This is a genomic window from Rheinheimera sp. A13L, from assembly GCF_000217935.1.
GTDB lineage: Bacteria > Pseudomonadota > Gammaproteobacteria > Enterobacterales > Alteromonadaceae > Pararheinheimera.
Map to the genome: position 1 here is coordinate 102,679 of NZ_AFHI01000045.1, position 17,182 is coordinate 119,860.

General features: G+C 44.9%; 17 protein-coding genes. 6 read left to right on the forward strand and 11 right to left on the reverse strand.

The window, feature by feature from the left end:
• Positions 1 to 20: 20 nt before the first annotated feature.
• Both ectB and RHEIN_RS21085 read right to left on the reverse strand, forming a co-directional pair.
• Complete coding sequence (gene ectB, locus RHEIN_RS16615; protein WP_008900142.1) at positions 21 to 1,307, reverse strand: diaminobutyrate--2-oxoglutarate transaminase; 1,287 nt, start codon at positions 1,305 to 1,307, stop codon at positions 21 to 23.
• Positions 1,308 to 2,652: 1,345 nt separating this feature from the next.
• Positions 2,653 to 2,805, reverse strand: a complete 153-nt coding sequence (locus RHEIN_RS21085; protein ID WP_158005494.1) for a hypothetical protein — start codon at positions 2,803 to 2,805, stop codon at positions 2,653 to 2,655.
• Positions 2,806 to 3,226: 421 nt separating this feature from the next.
• Here RHEIN_RS21085 and RHEIN_RS16625 point away from each other — a divergent pair, with 421 nt between their 5' ends.
• Positions 3,227 to 3,430 carry a hypothetical protein gene (locus tag RHEIN_RS16625; protein WP_008900143.1) on the forward strand — a complete coding sequence of 68 codons (204 nt, stop codon included), beginning with the start codon at positions 3,227 to 3,229 and terminating at the stop codon, positions 3,428 to 3,430.
• A gap of 271 nt (positions 3,431 to 3,701) precedes the next feature.
• Here the strand turns inward: RHEIN_RS16625 and RHEIN_RS16630 are convergent, their stop codons facing one another.
• From RHEIN_RS16630 to RHEIN_RS16650, 5 genes are all read right to left on the reverse strand, one after another.
• Entirely contained in the window at positions 3,702 to 4,790 is a 1,089-nt protein-coding gene (locus tag RHEIN_RS16630) for a hypothetical protein (protein ID WP_008900144.1), read from the reverse strand.
• 194 nt (positions 4,791 to 4,984) lie between these two features.
• Positions 4,985 to 5,719 carry a 4'-phosphopantetheinyl transferase family protein gene (locus RHEIN_RS20500; RefSeq protein ID WP_008900145.1) on the reverse strand — a complete coding sequence of 245 codons (735 nt, stop codon included), beginning with the start codon at positions 5,717 to 5,719 and terminating at the stop codon, positions 4,985 to 4,987.
• 62 nt (positions 5,720 to 5,781) lie between these two features.
• On the reverse strand, positions 5,782 to 6,591 hold the full coding sequence (locus RHEIN_RS16640; RefSeq protein ID WP_008900146.1) for a thioesterase II family protein: 810 nt from the start codon (positions 6,589 to 6,591) through the stop codon (positions 5,782 to 5,784).
• A gap of 485 nt (positions 6,592 to 7,076) precedes the next feature.
• The gene (locus RHEIN_RS16645) at positions 7,077 to 7,970 is read right to left on the reverse strand and encodes a GGDEF domain-containing protein (RefSeq protein WP_008900147.1); all 894 of its coding nucleotides are present in this window, start codon (positions 7,968 to 7,970) and stop codon (positions 7,077 to 7,079) included.
• On the reverse strand, positions 7,967 to 8,800 hold the full coding sequence (locus tag RHEIN_RS16650) for an alpha/beta fold hydrolase (protein WP_008900148.1): 834 nt from the start codon (positions 8,798 to 8,800) through the stop codon (positions 7,967 to 7,969). The genes RHEIN_RS16645 and RHEIN_RS16650 overlap by 4 nt, the downstream gene beginning before the upstream one ends.
• An 831-nt stretch (positions 8,801 to 9,631) precedes the next feature.
• On the opposite strand from RHEIN_RS16650, the gene RHEIN_RS20965 reads away from it, so the two are divergent.
• Complete coding sequence (locus tag RHEIN_RS20965; protein WP_040555315.1) at positions 9,632 to 10,060, forward strand: hypothetical protein; 429 nt, start codon at positions 9,632 to 9,634, stop codon at positions 10,058 to 10,060.
• A gap of 125 nt (positions 10,061 to 10,185) precedes the next feature.
• Here the strand turns inward: RHEIN_RS20965 and RHEIN_RS16665 are convergent, their stop codons facing one another.
• On the reverse strand, positions 10,186 to 10,689 hold the full coding sequence (locus RHEIN_RS16665; protein WP_008900150.1) for a GNAT family N-acetyltransferase: 504 nt from the start codon (positions 10,687 to 10,689) through the stop codon (positions 10,186 to 10,188).
• Positions 10,690 to 11,005: 316 nt separating this feature from the next.
• Here RHEIN_RS16665 and RHEIN_RS16670 point away from each other — a divergent pair, with 316 nt between their 5' ends.
• Positions 11,006 to 12,112, forward strand: coding sequence for a phosphoribosylaminoimidazolesuccinocarboxamide synthase (locus RHEIN_RS16670; RefSeq protein WP_008900151.1), 1,107 nt, complete (start codon positions 11,006 to 11,008; stop codon positions 12,110 to 12,112).
• Between the two features lie 61 nt (positions 12,113 to 12,173).
• Here RHEIN_RS16670 and RHEIN_RS16675 read toward each other — a convergent pair whose 3' ends face one another.
• Both RHEIN_RS16675 and RHEIN_RS16680 read right to left on the reverse strand, forming a co-directional pair.
• Positions 12,174 to 12,383 carry a helix-turn-helix transcriptional regulator gene (locus RHEIN_RS16675; RefSeq protein WP_008900152.1) on the reverse strand — a complete coding sequence of 70 codons (210 nt, stop codon included), beginning with the start codon at positions 12,381 to 12,383 and terminating at the stop codon, positions 12,174 to 12,176.
• Positions 12,383 to 12,865: a hypothetical protein gene (locus tag RHEIN_RS16680; protein ID WP_008900153.1), complete on the reverse strand. Its 483-nt coding sequence runs from the start codon at positions 12,863 to 12,865 to the stop codon at positions 12,383 to 12,385. The genes RHEIN_RS16675 and RHEIN_RS16680 overlap by 1 nt, the downstream gene beginning before the upstream one ends.
• 186 nt (positions 12,866 to 13,051) lie before the next feature.
• On the opposite strand from RHEIN_RS16680, the gene RHEIN_RS16685 reads away from it, so the two are divergent.
• The gene (locus tag RHEIN_RS16685) at positions 13,052 to 13,540 is read left to right on the forward strand and encodes an arsinothricin resistance N-acetyltransferase ArsN1 family B (RefSeq protein ID WP_040555333.1); all 489 of its coding nucleotides are present in this window, start codon (positions 13,052 to 13,054) and stop codon (positions 13,538 to 13,540) included.
• A 37-nt stretch (positions 13,541 to 13,577) separates the two neighbouring features.
• Here RHEIN_RS16685 and RHEIN_RS16690 read toward each other — a convergent pair whose 3' ends face one another.
• Complete coding sequence (locus RHEIN_RS16690) at positions 13,578 to 15,086, reverse strand: S41 family peptidase (RefSeq protein ID WP_158005495.1); 1,509 nt, start codon at positions 15,084 to 15,086, stop codon at positions 13,578 to 13,580.
• Positions 15,087 to 15,287: 201 nt separating this feature from the next.
• Between RHEIN_RS16690 and RHEIN_RS16695 the strand changes: the two genes are divergently transcribed.
• Both RHEIN_RS16695 and RHEIN_RS20505 read left to right on the forward strand, forming a co-directional pair.
• On the forward strand, positions 15,288 to 16,172 hold the full coding sequence (locus RHEIN_RS16695) for an SMP-30/gluconolactonase/LRE family protein (RefSeq protein ID WP_008900156.1): 885 nt from the start codon (positions 15,288 to 15,290) through the stop codon (positions 16,170 to 16,172).
• A gap of 78 nt (positions 16,173 to 16,250) precedes the next feature.
• Complete coding sequence (locus RHEIN_RS20505; protein ID WP_008900157.1) at positions 16,251 to 17,027, forward strand: alpha/beta fold hydrolase; 777 nt, start codon at positions 16,251 to 16,253, stop codon at positions 17,025 to 17,027.
• Positions 17,028 to 17,182 lie beyond the last annotated feature (155 nt).

Below are 17,182 nucleotides of genomic sequence, written 5' to 3' on the forward strand. Positions count from 1 at the left end.
AGCTAAACCTTCAGGTGCCCTTAGCAGTCTGCTATTTCGATTTGTGATGGTGTCTGGATAACCAATTTTTTTAATGTGCTTTCAACAATATCAATACCCCTATCCAGAAGCTCTTTTGAAATGGTTAAAGCGGGCATTAACTTGAGCACTTCATCTATGGGACCACAACGCTCTATTACGAGGCCTGCTGCGAAACACTGATTAACCACATATTCAGCCACTGCGGGCTCTCTAAACTGCATACCCTGCATAAAACCTATCCCCTTGCGTTGTACCAGCAGCAAAGGGTATTTATGCACAATGTTATCAAGGCGCTGGGTTATATACTCAGAAAACTCTTTTAAACGCACTTCGAATTTGGTGTCGCCCCAGTAGTGGTTAATCATTGATGTTGCAGCAACGAAAGCAAGATTATTACCCCGGAATGTTCCGTTATCCTCAGCAGGAGACCAGATGTCCAATTTATCATCAATTAGCAAGATGGCAAATGGCATGCCAATACCACCGATTGATTTGGACAAACAAACTAAGTCAGGCTTGATACTCGCTCTTTCAAAGCTAAAGAAAGCCCCTGAGCGCCCACAGCCAGCCTGGATATCATCGATTATCAATAATATTCCCAACTCTTCGGTCATTTTTCTGAGCTCTTGCAACCATTTTACACTGGCAACATTCAGACCACCTTCAGCCTGAATCGTCTCAACAATCACAGCTGCGGGTAAGTCAATGCCAGAGCTTGGGTCCGTTAATAATTTTCGATAATAGGCTATGGAATCCGTCTCATTGCCAAGATAACCCTCGAAGGGGAACCGTGATACCTGTGAATATGCATGATTCTGACGATGGTGATTACTTCCAGTAAGACTTAATGAAACCCCAGTCATGCCGTGAAAAGCGTTGGTGAAGCAAATAATATTCTCGCGTTTGGTAAATTTGCGGGCGAGCTTCACTGCAGACTCAATCACACTGGTTCCGGTGGGGCTAGTAAACTGTATTTTGTAATGAAGATCGCGAGGATTCAAAATGTTGTTTTGGAAGACGTGTAAAAAATCTCGTTTGGCTTTTGTATGCAAATCAAGACTCATTAAAATACCATCGGACTCAAGGTATTCTAATACTGCATTTTTGATCACATCGTTATTATGCCCATAATTTAAAGCACCGGCACCTGATAAAAAATCTATATAACTTTTATCATTCTCGTCAAATAACTGACTATCCTTACTTTTTGAAAATACAACGGGGAAAGTGCGGCAATATGATCTGACACGTGATTCTTGTCGTTCAAACAAGTTAATGTTCTGCATTATTTTTTCCTTTTGCATTTGGCCCGTTTTATCAGCCATCTACATAGACTAAATGATTACAAAAAAGATATAAAACTATTAGACTAACAATAACGATTTTGGACCTGACTACGTCCTGCAAACTCAATATATGGCATTAGAGAACATTCCAATGCGGTCAAAGTGTTCAAGACCCTGAACTCACTGATTTTGGTTTTCAACCAGGCCGGAAAAAAAACTGCATTGCGGCCGGATAAAAATATCAATACTCATAATTCTAGAAAAAATAAACGCTATGAAATGTAGTGCACTTATATCAAGCAATATTTGTCATTGGAAGACGGTATTGCAGCATGAATAAAATGGCACAATGTGTCCATTTCATCATCACCCTTCTTAAATTGATGGGCTCACGTTATTGCTTCAGCTAGCGCCTGCCAAGGGTTTTAGATCGTTAATAGCAACATAAAGTGATGCTTCTGGATTACCAGTGCTGCTTTTTAAACTTTCCCGGAACACAATGGGTAAATTATTGCTCATGCGCCAAACTTAAGATTAAAGTGGATACCCACCTCTTACTGTACAACTTGGGACGTTAACCTTGCTACCTGCCGAAGCCATCCTCTTTAGTCAAGCCAGACAAATGAGTTATGTATGTTCACACAACAAAATTTCTTCAGTACCAAGACAAAAGCTTTAGTGTCATGTGCGAAATAATCGTCTCATACGTGAGAACAATTTCGAGTTTCCGGATTCTACACAGTCACCATTCAAATAGTCAACAAGTGGAAACTATAAAATTTTTTAGTGTAAGTAGCTGTTTATCATACCAATCAATGACTACCTTATGTGAGCGTAAATCCCCTTACAAGTAAGTCTAAGTTAAGTGAAGTCGGCGTTTTCCAAGTTAGTTGTAACCATAAATCGTTTTAGGTGGGCTGTTTTTCCGGATTCAGCGTTGCAGGTCACACAGGCGCACCGTTATCTGAGTGCAATATCACCACAGTGTAAAGACTTCTCGCGGCTGAACAAATCTTCCCGTATGTACAGGTAGCAAAACTGTCCACGCACCCTGTTGTTTAAGCATTTGATATCCCAGCAAAATACCTGACCAGGCCCTGTCGCTTTATCGATCGTCGGCAGGACTGAGGTTAATCGTCCTCGTGGTCACCTTCCCAAAGCTCATTTAACTTTTTTCTGAGCACCAGGATAGCTGCGGTTTCTACCAGTGCCTTTTTCCCGAATCTCACGTTTTTATTGTTCGATTTCTCTAGGGTCGGCCTGTCGTTGCCGTTTGGCTTCCTGTTTCCATTAAGTGGAGCCCATCAAGCCTCTGAGCACATCCGCTTTCCTGACTTTCACTTATTCAACATAGAAGCCTTTTCACGGCAGCTTCGTTTAAACTGGCGGTTTCAAGCGCTGTGGCAAACTTAGCTTCTGCGGACCATGGCTCTGGTGTTGATTTACTTCCGGACACAGGACGACCTTGTTGATTGGCTTTGTCCCGCCACTTATACAAAGTTTACAGCCCCATCTCTTCGCTGCTGAATACTTCAGTAATAGTCTTATTCGGAGAAGGTAATAATTTTTTCAAAATCTGCCGTTTACGTTTTTCACTATAACGAAACACAATCAAACTTCAACGCCCAGACTGGTTGAATTTTAAGCAGCAAGATATGCTGCCAGACAGGAAGTCCAGAAACAACTTTTAAAGATATTTGAAGAAATAAACCCATTAATATTGACAAAAAACTTAACTTTATTTACCTTATCTCACACAATGATAATCAAATATTAACGAATTTATTACTAAAAATCAGATACATTCAATTTGACCTGCCTAGCCTCTCTCTCGGCGCTGAGAGCTTGGAAGGCGCATATTTGATTTTGATTTCAGTAATTGTAGCAAAAAATAAATTCGCAGTTTCTAAGGTAGGAAAATGAAAGATCTTACATATTTTATAAATGAAGTATACAAAGCCGCTTATCTGCAAGGCAGGGAAGATGGATTAGAGGGACTCTACATAGAGCCTAAGTTAGTCCTAGACCGCTTTATAATTGACCAAAATATTGCAACAAAATTATCTGAGCTAGCTTTTTTATCCGCCCCCAATCCTGGGGAAAAAGCTGCCGACCTCCACTAACCTCCTGATTTTTAATATCGTATGATTAAATCAATCCACCAAATTAAGCATAAAGGGTACATCTGTGTACGTAAAGTGATGTACCTGCTCCAGTAAATGGCTGTTTATCACAGATGATCGTTTCAATCTTCTTAGCTTTAATTCAAGCTTATCGTTTTATGCCTGATGGGGTTCTTTTGTTGATTCATAACGTCCCCGGACCTCTTCAAATTCTATAGGTCATACGTATCAACATGCTTTAACCTTTGTTTAGTCGCTCACTAAGCATCACTTATTCTGCCTTGCTTTCCAAATAACTAAGAACCAGACTCAATGCCTGATTCACATCAGAAGCTGACTCCCAATCCAGTGACTCCCAGTCCACCCCTGTATCCAGCTCTGTGACATTGGCTGTCAGTAACTGTTTAAGCACCTGCGGCGATTTAATAGCGCCAATTTTGTAAGGTTTTACTCCGGTGTTTTTCGCAAGCTTGTCACCTTGCAACAACAATTTGATTTCTGCGTTAATTGCTCTTTTGTGAACGTTCGACAGCAGTGCCAACCCTTTCTTTTTTTTGTAGTTCGCCTCAGTGGTAAGAACGATATTTTTCATTTTCAAAAATGGCAAGGTGTTGCCATTGCTATACGCATCCATCACTGCAGGATAACGAACTAACACGTTGTAGTTGTCATAAGCCCCCATAGATACGCCCAACATGCTAGCAGTCTCCCTGACTGTCAGTTGTTTTTTACCTAAACGTATTCTGCTGGTAGACAACGTCTCCACTTCCATCATTGCATCCTGAAAAGCCTGCAATTTTCCGTATTGAGGTAAATCTTCCCGACTGGCATTTTCCTGAAATTGCTTTGTTTTCGGCAATATAGGTTTTTCGTTGTACACCTTAAAATAAGCTGCACCATTAATGCCATTGGCGTACACCATTGCAAAAAATCTACGATGACCAGTCAGTACTCTGTAAGTACCATTATGTTCAGGATAGATTGTGGGCACCTGTATAATCTCAGATACAGCTACATTGCGGGCCAGATCCAGTATGGACTCAATACTACGATTCGCTTTTTTCCATTCTTGAGTATTCTGAGTGAAACAGTTCACAAGACAAGACTTACCAATGGCCACTTTGTCTTTTGCATCGTATAAAGCAACAAGCTGTGCTTTAGACAACTTTCTGGTCACCAACTGGTGAGCATGCAAATCAGAGATAATGACACAGGGAAAAAACCGTGGATTGCTTTCATCAGGCAGTATTTTACTAATAAAGATAGATTTATAGTCGTATTGCTGATCAATCAGTAAACCGTCAAATTCATCGGTGTTTAACGCTGCAGATAGCTGTAGCTCTAAAGGTATTGACTGCAAGGGATTGATACCACCTATAAACTAAAATTGTCTTATAACACCGAAAGACAATTCGGGCAAGGGCATCATAACGATGCTTACTGCCATACCTCCTTTGGCAGGAGAGTCGGGATGTTCAAAATTCAAGCCAGAAAAACCTTAAAGGTTGATCTGTGCCACTTTAATAAACTAATTTTACCCCCTGATTTCTGACATCAGTCTGGCCCATAAACCAGTGTCAACACATCAGCAGATCCCACAAGGTAATGGCAGTCAAAATCATGATAAAAACCAGTTTCCTGCTGTAAATCTTGTTGCAGTCGCAGTCTGAGCCGTCTTTTTTCTGTGTCAATATCAACCAGTGTTGAGGTAGAAAAGTCCAGATAACGGCCTACTCGGGGGAAAATCGCCTTAAACAAGCTCTCCTTTGCAGAAAACAGCAGGCTTACCGCGAGACTAAACTCCATCCCCTTTTCAGTGATTTTTTGATACTCCCCCATAGTGGCAATACTGGTAGAAATCTCCCTTGCCTGCTCAGGTGCCAACTGTAATTCACTATCAATGCCAAGATAACAAAGTGAAGGAGAAACCACACACAAAGCCAGGGTATTGGTATGAGAAATACTTCCAACCACTCCCGCAGGCCACAAAGGCTGACGATGTTGGCCGATACCAAGCTCAAAAGACCGGATATTTAAATACTCTAATGCAAGGCATGCAACATAACGCCCGGCCAGAAATTCAGACCGGCGTTTCAGCACAGCCTTGTTTAAGCATGGCTCTGCTGCAACCTGCAGATACTGATGCATCTCTGGCTTGAACCCCTCAGGGTTAAATTGGCAATACACCAAATAAAAGTTCTGCCCCAATACCTCCATGTTTACGGACAACAGAAAATGCTCTGCACCATCAGGGACAACAAGAGATTCTGATCGGGTAAAAAAAGACATGGCTTTTAGTGACTCCCACTATGTTCTGAGAACTCTTGTATACCAGTCACAAATAACATTTTTCAATGATTCGTAGCCATCTTCGGCTGGCTAGCTACAGAACCGGCCAGCATTCCTGGTGCACTTTTTGTCAGAGTAGACTCTATTTTTTCAGATAGGATATGGAAAACCAGTTGCTTATTTTTTTCAATAAAAAAATGATCGCCCGGAACGTAATGGATCTCGCCAGCACAGGATGTAAGTTCTTTCCAGCTCTCTAAATGGCCAGGCTTAATGCCCACATCTTCTGTACCAGCCAGAACAGTAATAGGACAATTCAAAACGGTCTTGTCTGATACATAGGTATCGGCAATCTGAAAGTCTGCTCTTAATAAAGGTAAGAACAACTGCATCAGCTCTCTATTTTGCAGCACCTCTTCCGGTGTTCCGTTTAAGCTTTGTAATTCACTGATGAATGCATCATCTGGCAAATCATAAAGCTGTTTTTTCTCCCCGGCTATATGAGGGGCGCGACTACCAGAAGCAAAAAACTGCATCGGCGTCGGCAGTTGGCGCGCCTTTAATCTGGTGGCCAATTCATAAGCAACCCGGCTACCCAAACTATGACCGAAAAAGATAAAGGGCACATTCAACAAAGGCACGATATTTTCAATCAAGTTATCAACCAGTTGGCGCATATCGCTATAGGCCGTTTCGTTTATTCTGCTGGAGCGTCCGGGTGGTTGTATGGCAACCAACTCCACTTCCGAACTAAGCATAGCTGCCCACGGATAATAGGTTGTTGCGCTGCCACCAGCATAAGGGAAGCAAAATAGTCGTAGTTTTGGTTGCCTCACTGGACGAGGGATACAAAACCATCTGTTGTCCACCATGTTCAAGTCCTTTCAGATTGCATTTTTATTGAACAGCTTTTTACAAGCTATATCTTCTATCTGTCCTATCTCTGCATTTACTTATCATCGAGCTCAGGCAGTTTTTTATCTGCTCCACTGAATAAAGATTCAGCTCAGAACAGACTGGATTAAATGTACGGCTTTTCACTGATAGCGCTTTAACCTGATTCAATCTGCCATACTGTGGGATGGCTTAGTGACTCAACCTTACTTATTACAGTTAACTTAGTTGGAAACTATAGTTTTCAGGTGCATAAATGCAATCAACTCTTCAATCAGCGCCTGTACTGTGACGTGCCCCGGCCGCAATGAATCTCCACAGCATTCAACTGTATTTATAACAACATGTAAACCCACACCACAAAAAAATAGCTTAAATATCAAAAATTTAATCTTCGACATTAATTATGTATGAGTGATTTCTCAATAAAAAAACAACATACCACTGGCACGCAAAAACAGGATCAACTCTGATCAATATCCCTGCAAACCAGCTGATTACGCCCCTGATTTTTTGCTTCGTACAGCAGAATATCTGCGCCTTTGTACAATTGCTCAAAGGATGCTTTTGCCGATATGGCAAGGCCCAGGCTTAGGGTAATATCCACACCGTGGATTTTTTCGGCGCGTATTGCTGCCAACAGTTTTTCAGCAAATTTAACAGGTGAATCGCTGGCCTGATTTATGGTAACAATTGCAAACTCTTCACCACCAATGCGTGCCAGCACGTCGTTTTCTCTGCTGTTTTTCGCCAGAATTTTTCCCATTTCCTGCAGTACTTCATCGCCCACATCGTGACCGTGTTGATCGTTGATTTGCTTAAAGTGGTCGATGTCGAGCATAAAAAACGAATACGACATTTTACTGCGCAGCGCTTGTTTGATCATAGCTGTAGCTCTGGCAACAAAAGCCCTTCGGTTCATTAAGCCGGTCAGCTCATCGGTTTGCGATAAGACTTCCAGCTTTTCGGCTCTTTGTTCTAAGTCGTTACGAAGATTCACCAACTCCTGATACAAAGCATCACGTTGCTGTGCTGTGCTGATAACCCAATAAATGACAGCTTTGTCGCCTTTCGCAACACGGGCATTGACCAATACCGGCACTCGTCCAGCCGATTTGGTTTCAAGAGTTAATTGTATTTCTTCGCAATGCCCCTGATGCAACAGCATAGGCATGACAAAACTTTCAATCACAATTTTGGATGCAGCCGTAAATATCAGACCAATACGCTCCACACTTTGTGGCTCTTGCTGGCTTACTTTATAAAAGTACTGATTGGCAAACAGGATTTGACGATCTTCCACTGTGGTGACCACCAGACCAGAAGGAAAGTTGTCCAGAGGAAATTCGGCTGTCATAAAATACTTTCACCAGCCTGAACCGACTGCATAAAATCGTGAATATGCCGGGCCACTTTTTCTGGATGCGTCATATGCAGGCAATGACCTTTGGCCGGCACCACTTGCAAACAACTCTTTGGCGTATTTTTGTGCATATAGTCGCCAATAAACAACGAAGCCAGCGCATCGGTTTCACTTTGCAACAACAACACAGGGTGGCTATTCAGAGGCAACAAGCTGCGATAATCAGAAAAAAATGTCGCCTTGGCAAAGTTTTTAGCGGTAATAGGGTTGGTGCTGCAAAAACTGTCCGTCAGCTCAGCGGTCACCAGATTTTTCTCTGTAGTGCCAGTGACCAGAGGCGCCAGATACTGAGCCCAACCGATGTAGTTTTTATCCATCAGATCAATGAGTTCATTTAAATCTTCGCGATTAAAACCACCCATATAATGCGGAGGATCATTTAAAAAGCAGGGCGATGGGCACACCATCACCAGGCTGTGGATCCGTTCCGGGATCTGCTGTGCGGCAATTAAACTGATGATACTACTGACCGAATGGCCAACCACTACCACATTTTGTAAATCGAGGGCGATACAAATATCAATAATGTCCTGGGCATAACCTTCCAGGTCTGAATACTTTTGTCTGGAGTAGGCAGCCAGGTTGGACGCGCCTGATCCCACATAATCAAACAGCACAATTTTGTACTGACTGCTCAGCTCTGGAGTAAGAAAACGCCACATCAGCTGATTACAGCCAAACCCATGAGCCATCAACATAACCTGCTGCCCCGAGCCTATTATTTTGACATTATTTCTGCTGATCACGTCATCATTGACAGGCATAAAAACTCCATTTAGTCCATGCTTCAATAGAATTGCACTTAGCTGCTACCATAGTAGTACAAATACAGCATTAAAATATCGCCAGACAAACTACTCCTTTAGTGTGATAAAAAAAAGATGTAAAACAGTAATTTGTCCCGTGAGTAGCTGTTTTGGGCTTATATAGGTTTTCTGTGGCTGTGCCTTTCAATGCCTTGTGCTGTGCCGCGGAGTCTGGCCTTCGCACTATAAAGCTAAGTTATTTGTGCGTTCGTGTAAGTTTGTGGTCTACCCCTACAAAAATATAGCGGAATAACCACGAACCTTGTTATTTTGAAACTTCGGCGCGACTCATTAAACAAGATCAAAATCTTAGGTATGGACTTTGCGTCATACCCAGTCTCAACTCAACCCCAGTTATAAAAAGGAAATTCATATGTCGATGGATGCGGCAAAAATTATCTGCACCGGGTGCAATTACCAAACATTTGAGCCGTTTCGGCCCCTATCGCTGGAATACCAAACCAGCGACGGCCACATCATCAAAAGCTATCGCAGTAAAGGATGGTGTTATCACTGTGCTGGCTACGCAGACATATACCCAAGTGACCTCAAGATGCGAGTTTCAGAGCCGCAGGGCGCTTGCAATGCAAGGCAGCCTGGCGAAGCAATGTAGATACCTTGCGAGACAGGCTAACACGGCAGTGCAATCGCCCTGCGACTCCCAAAGGGCGGGCTTAAAAGCGCTTTATGCCGCGTTAACTGTTGTCGCTTTAGAGCCACTAAAGCTTCCAACAGCTGCCTTGCCTAAAGGGCTTTTATCTCCCGCTGAATTCTGCATCTTGAAGTTACTTGGGTATAAAACAGCTTGATCCACAAAACTGGGGCGAACAATTAGCAGGCACGCAAAACGAAAGGCTGAACGCAGAGCAGCGGCTGCACGCTTCCAGTCAAGGGCTCTTTGCCAAGCTGTGGAACTGGTTTGAAATACGCGAAATACAGCGTGAACTGGCAGCACTGGACCATCAGATCCAACAGATAAATGACTTATTCAAGCTGCTAAAAAGCCGCAAAGCCAAAGCCCGCTGCCTAAACTGCTGGTCAGATAACACAACTCCATTGAGCTTTACTAAAGAAGAGCGGCTCACTTACAACTTTCAGCATGACTGCGGCGGGCGTTTAAAAATCATCTGCGATGAGCCAGAACTCAGATGTTTCTTCTTTCCTGCCACTATAGTGTTAAACGGTGAGGGAGAACTGCTGCGAGAAGAGCGGCGTTAATGCTTTAAGTGTTAAACACCAAACCAAAGTTGCACAGCAATGCAGCAGACTCAGTCACTGACAGGCTGCAGTTTGCATAGCTTCCCAGGCCTGTAACCACTGTGGTGAAATCCCTTTAGATGGTTTTACAGTGCATCCGCTGCCCCGAGAGCCGGAAACAATGGATCAGCTTTGGGAAAACACATCACACTGACCTGATGGCCTTCGTACTGCTGCACAGCCCAGAGTTGCCAACCCAAACGCTGATAAAAGGTCTGCTGGTCTTCGGTAAACAGATACAAGGTCGCAATACCCAGTTTGGCCGCTTCGGCCATCACATGCCGCACCAGTTGCTGGCCCAGCCCTTTACCTCTTAAATCCGGCCTTAGATAAATATTGGCGAGCCAGGGCATCAGCTGTGGCAGTATGGTCATATCGTGCACCAGCAACGAACAAGTGCCAGCTACCTCAGCTGCTTCGTCCAGCATTAACCAGGTTTGCGGCACTTTAGCATCGCCTAAACATAAAGCTAGCTCGGCCGCAAAGTCCGCCTCAGTTCGGCCAGGAAATAAAGCATGCCATTCATGAAAATGCCACTGTGCTATCAGGGGTATGGCTTCTGGCCGTTCACGTAAGGAGATTAACTGCATGATTCACCTGCACTAAAAAAGACGGTGGATCATAGCAGAAGTTAAGACGTGGGTTGACCCTGACAGCAACACGGCCTGCGGTAGAATAAAGCACATCCTACACATCCTACACACCATAACGCCATGCAGCTGCTTAGCGACTCAGCTTGGGCTGAACAGCACCAAAGCTCGTTTTTACCATTTAGTTTGCAAAGTGCGAACTTCTTAGCCCTGCATCACCGATTTAACTGCGGCCAGTGCAGCTAAGCCGATTCAGTTCACCCACAGTTTCTGTTAAACTCTGCCCCGCCTTTTTTCAGCCACAGAAGAAGTGAAGATGACTCTTGCAACTCAGGTCCTGGCGGTCAATGACGACTTGCCCATTCGTACAGATTTACCTGTTCATTCAGGCAAAGTTCGCAGTGTGTACTGGCTGACTGCCGCTGACAGCGAGCGGTTGATCCGGGAAAAAAATTACCCTGTAGCACCAGACACGCCGCTGGCCATTATGGTGATCAGCGATCGCATCTCGGCTTTTGACTGCATCTGGCATGGCGAAAATGGCTTAAATGGTGTGCCAGGCAAAGGCGCGGCGCTAAACGCTATTTCCAATCACTGGTTTGCTTTGTTTAAACAACATGGCCTGGCCGACAGCCATATTCTGGATATTCCGCACCCGCTGGTGTGGATAGTACAAAAAGCCCGTCCGTTGAAAATTGAAGCCATAGCCCGTCAGTACATTACTGGTTCTATGTGGCGCGCTTACAGCAAAGGCGAACGCGAATTCTGTGGCATTACCTTGCCTGAAGGCCTGCAAAAAGATCAAAAACTGCCGGAAATTTTAATTACTCCGTCTACCAAAGGTATTCTGACTGGCCTGGCCGGTGTGCCTGAAGCAGACGACGTAAACATCTCCCGCACCGATATTGAACGCCATAGTACTGCCTTTGGTTTTGAACAGTTATCCGATATCAGTTTGTATGAAACCCTGTTAAAACAAGGTTTTGGCGTGATAAGTGACGCCCTGGCCGCGCTGGATCAGATGTTTGTTGATACCAAGTTTGAATTTGGTTATGTCAACGATGCTAACGGTAAAAGCAAACTGATTTATATGGACGAAGTGGGCACACCAGACAGCTCACGTATTTGGGATGGCGCCAGCTGGCGCAATGGCAGCATTGTCGAGCAATCAAAAGAAGGTTTCCGCCAGTGGCTGCTGAGTAACTTCCCGGATCCGGATATTTTGCTGAATAAAGATCGTATGCCAGAGCGCGCCGCTTTAGCCCGCGACAACGCTCTGCCTACGGAAGTAATGATGGATATTTCCCGCACTTACCTTGGCATAGCGGAAAAAGTAACAGGGCGCAAAATTGAATTAGCCGCCAACCCTAAAGCTGAAATCATTGAGGTTTTGGGCCGTGATTATGGTTTGATAGTCGGCTAATACCGCAGCCTTGCCGCAATAGCACAATGCCAGTTTTCGAACTGGCATTGTTGTTTTTGGCTTATTCATTGCTATTCAGGCTAAAAATCTGCTCTACAGGTACTGCAAAAAACTGCGCCAGTTTTAGTGCTATTACCACTGAAGGGGTAAACCGACCCGTTTCTACAGTACTGATGGTTTTGCGTGACACCCCAATTGCTTCGGCCAGCTCTGTTTGTGAGATCTGTCGCCCTGCTCTTAACAGCGCAATTTGATTGGTTAATTCATCCATTAATCTTCAGCCTCATCACGCAGGTTGAGCAGTACAGTTACAGCCCACACCACTCCGGCGACTAACAACAGCAACAAACTAAAATTATTCAGGCTGAATATAGCTTGCATGGTGGTACCGAGCTTACTGAGAAAAATGGGGTCGGCCAGCACATGAGCCAGTAATAGCATCACCAGCAGCGCCAGGCAGGCATAACTAGTGGCTTTACGATTCAAATCGTGGGCAAACTCTTCACTGTACAGGCCAAAAATTTCACGCCAGCCGCCATGGCCAATGCCTTTCCGGCTCCAGCGCACTAATACGATCAAGAAAGCAAGGGCAGAGAGCCCTGATGCCACACTAAGCAGCATATAACTTTTGCCTGTCACATCAGTCAAAATAGTATCTAACAAGCCAATTCCAAACATGACACAGCAAAGCAGTGTGATATATGCGCCGTACTTTAATGCCGCTATTTGTTGTTCAGGTTGCCATTGGCTCATCGCTTACTCCTGCTGACTTTAATGATACCTTTAGGTTTCATTATGAAACCCAAAGGTATCAATTTGCAACCCCTGGGTTACAATTATTTTGAACTGCTGTTTTCTGGGCCTGTAGGTGAGTCGCTTGCCCCCGCAATGCCAAAGCTGGCATGCTGTATTTTTTCTTCGCGACCAGAGAGAGAGAAGATGATCCGCCAGGCAACAACAGCAGATGCAGCCGCCATAGTGGCGATTTATAACCACTATGTAGTCAATACCAGCGTTACTTTTGAAGAACAGGCTGTCAGCGCTGAACAAATGGCTGAGCGTATTGAGCAAGTACAAAACGATGGCTTACCCTGGTTAGTACTGGAACAAAACGGCGAACTCTTGGGTTATGCCTACGCCACGAAGTGGCGGGCAAGGTCAGCTTATCGCTTTTCGGTAGAAAGCACCGTTTATGTAAAAGCAAGCATTACCAGCCAGGGAATTGGCAGTCAGTTGTATCAGCAGTTGTTGGCTGAATTAAAAGACTTAGGTTTGCATCTGGTGATAGGTGGCATCACTTTACCCAATGAAAAAAGCGTAGCACTGCATGAAAAACTCGGCTTTGAGAAATGCGGCCACTTTCAACAAGCAGGTTTTAAGTTTGAGCAGTGGCGCGATGTGGGTTACTGGCAAAAGTTGCTTCAGTAACCCACAGGCTTTTTTCAAGGTTAAACGACAGAACAGGTTAGTTTTTTATGTCGGATAATACTTTTTGCAACAGCGCCTGTGTCGACCAATCCAGCTCGTTATGGGTTAAAGCCGGAGTGTAATATTGGCCATTGGCTCTGGGTCTGTTTACATAAACTTTGTTTGGAATAATCACCTTGCCAAGGCCTGATGGCAGCGGCTCAAATCGGACATCCATATAAGTGGAATCGGCACTGCTGGGTGCGCCAGCCAGTTTAGTATTTTCAAACAAGCTAAATACATCCACAGCATCCAGACAGGCGCTGGCACATTGGCCCGGCATAATGACATACACAGGTGCCTGCAGCGGTTGCAGCTCTGCAGTTGTCTCTGGCTGGACTGATGCTGCATCAACTTCAGAGTCAGCCCCTTCAACATAAAAAGCATTGCCCGAGTCCAGCGACTTTTGCATGCCCAGCCCTACAGCCTGGATCCAGGGCAACATGTCGGTTTGGCCCTGAGTTTTGAGTACATCGTATAAAGATTTTACGTAGTCTGTATTACCACGGGACGCAAACCACCAGACTTCAGTGCTGCTAAACAAGGTGTTACGCAGAGATTCAACCCGTTTTTTGCCCCATAAAGCACTGGCGACCTGAACACTCCAGTACGAGGAGCCGCCCTGATTGTGGCGTAAATCCAGCACTATAGCCTTTGCCTGCAACAACCGTGACCGCTGCTGTTCAAGGCTACTGAACAAGCTTTCATACAGCTTAATATCATCAGCTTCAGGACTAAAAGTAGGCATAGCAATCCAGGCTATATCCTTCTGCTGCCAACTTAAGCCAACAGCTAATTTGTCGCCGTTATAAGCGGCCTGTACATGCTGCATAGCCGACTCAGGCCGGGGCTGCCAGTTCAGTGTGACAGTAACAGCTTCAGCACCGGGTTTTACCAGTTGGCACTGCTTTAATGGCGGGTTAAATGGATTACCATCATCCAGCATCAGTCTGCCGCCATAGGACCACCAGTGCCCCGGCTGGTCTGCTTGTCCTGCAAAAGCAAAAACTCTGTCTTTGATCAGGCTTTCCACTGATTTACCGTCACAAGACAGCACCTGCATTCCGGCTGTGACACCAGCTTGCTCACTGTGAAACACCCATAAGGCATCGCCGCGCCAGACTGTATTAAAACCAGGCCAGCGCCTGATACTGGGTACTGAATCGGGTAATCTGGCATAGGCTCCGGCATGACCGTCCTGCAAACTGGTGCTGAAACGATCAATAGCTGCTTCATAACCATAGGCATCAGTCACTTGAGTGACCAATAGCAGTGCATTGGTTTTGGCCTGCAGTAACTGCTGTTGAAAACCAGGGTTTTGCTTGTCCGCCATGCCCGGATGATTTTCTGCCGTGATCTGATAAGCCGCTTCAATATCCTGGCGGGCAAGTTCTGACCAGCCTTGAGCTGTAGTGGGTAACACCGGAGATTGCTCAACGGCTATCAGACTTGAGGGCACAGCACACAGCAAGGCCGCAGCTGCCAACCAGAAACTTCCTGTTTTCATCCTGCTCTTCATAAGTTACCTAATTGTTAAATAAAGAAAAAGATTAACTGAAGCGCAGAAACAACTCAAGATTGAACTTTGAAACAGGAGTTTCATATCCGAAACAACAGCAAATTATCTACCTCTTGTCCCATAACCGATTCGCTTTTTCTCTAAGCTCTGGCTAAGGTAGAACCCATTTTGTGATTAAAGGACATACAGATGAAAACCTTGCTGCCCCTTTTATTTAGCCTTTCGCTGCCAATGCTGATCACCCCTCTGGTGGTTGCTGCAGAGACTGCAACCGCCAAACCTGCCTTAGAAGCTTTATGGCAAACCGAAGGGCTGCGGGTGCCAGAGTCTGTGCTTTGGTATCAGCAGCACAACAATGACAAAACCGACAGCTTGTTATTTGTCTCGGAAATTGATGGTAAAGGCAATGAAGCTGATGGTGTAGGTGGTATAGCCCTGTTAAATACCGACGGCAGTATTCGCAACAAAGACTGGTTGCGTGGCCTGAATGCGCCTAAAGGTTTGGCGGTGTATCGAGGCAAACTTTATGTCGCTGACTTAACAGAAGTCGTAGTGGTAGATATAGCATCAGCAAAAATACTGAACAAAATCAAAGCGCCAGAAGCGGTATTTTTAAATGACGTGGCTGTGGACAGCAAAGGCGTGGTGTATATTTCTGATACCCGTTTGAACCGCGTTTATAAGCTGGAACAAGACAAGATCAGCGTTTTTCTGGACAATGTAGAAGCGGCGAATGGTTTAACAGTAGTGGCTGAGCAGTTGTATATTGGTGCTGGTGATAAACTGCTGAAAAGCGATTTAACAGCAAACAACAAAACCCCTGTGCAACTGGCAGTTGGCTTTGCCGAAAGAGCCGACGGCGTGGAAGCTGTAGGAAATGGCGATTTTATTGTCAGTTGCTGGGCAGGTTTGGTGTATTACGTTTATGCCGATGGCCGCATTCAAGAGCTGTTGGATACCAGAGCTGCCAAACTGAACACCGCAGATATTGGCTGGGATGCAGCAACGAAGACTTTGTATGTCCCGACTTTTTTTGGCAATTCAGTGCAGGCCTACAGCATTAGGCTCAAATAGCGGATACCAAGAGCCTTCTGTTCATATTTTAGTCAGAATGCTTTGCTAAGCTGCTCCAAAAATTAAGGAGCCTTTACCATGAAAAACATCCTGATATCGCTGCTTGCCATCTTTGTTCTGAACGCCTGTGCTACAGACCCCGCAGCACTGCTTGGAGAACAGTTCATTGTAAAAGGCAAAGGCAGCCCAACCATTATCTTTGAAACAGGTGCCGGAGATAACACCAGGTCCTGGGATGAGCTCAGCAAAGCTCTGTCGCCCCATGCCACTGTCGTCAGTTATGACAGGCAACAAAGTTTGTCGCTCAAGGCCCGCACTGGCAAGGAAATTGCGCATCAGTTGCAGCAAAAGTTACAAGCCCATGGCCTGCAACCGCCTTATATTCTGGTAGGGCATTCTATTGGTGGACCTTTTGCGTTGAGTTTTGCAACAGAATTTCCGACTCAAACAGCGGCTGTGGTTTTAGTTGATGGCAGACCTGCTGGTTTTACTCAGGCTTGCGAACAAGCCAAAGGTCGACTCTGTGATATACCAGCGCTGCTAAAGCTAACGCTGGCTCCCTGGGTTGCTGCTGAGATTGATGGTTTAGAACAAACCTATCAACAACATAAAGACTATCAAAATTTTCCCGACATCCCTGTAGTACTGTTTTCAGCCACCAATCCTCCCCCTCTGTCTGACGATACTTTTATGCGGGTTTGGATTGAGCAGCAACAACTACAAGCCAAAAAGTTCAGGCAAGGCAAACTAATAGTGGTTCCTGATAGCGGGCATTTCATACATCAGGACTATCCAGAGCTGGTTTCAGCAGAAATTTTGCAGCTGCTAAAAGGTATGAAATCTACTGCGTCATGAACAACAGTTAAAACCCTGAACAAGCAGTGCCAGTCTCAGCAGACACTGACTTTTCACTTGAACCAAGACAGTTTTGTGTTTTGAAGATGAACGGCGGCTAAAACTCCACACTAATGTTGGCGCCAAAAAGAGTGTGGGCGCTGCCGTCATCTTGC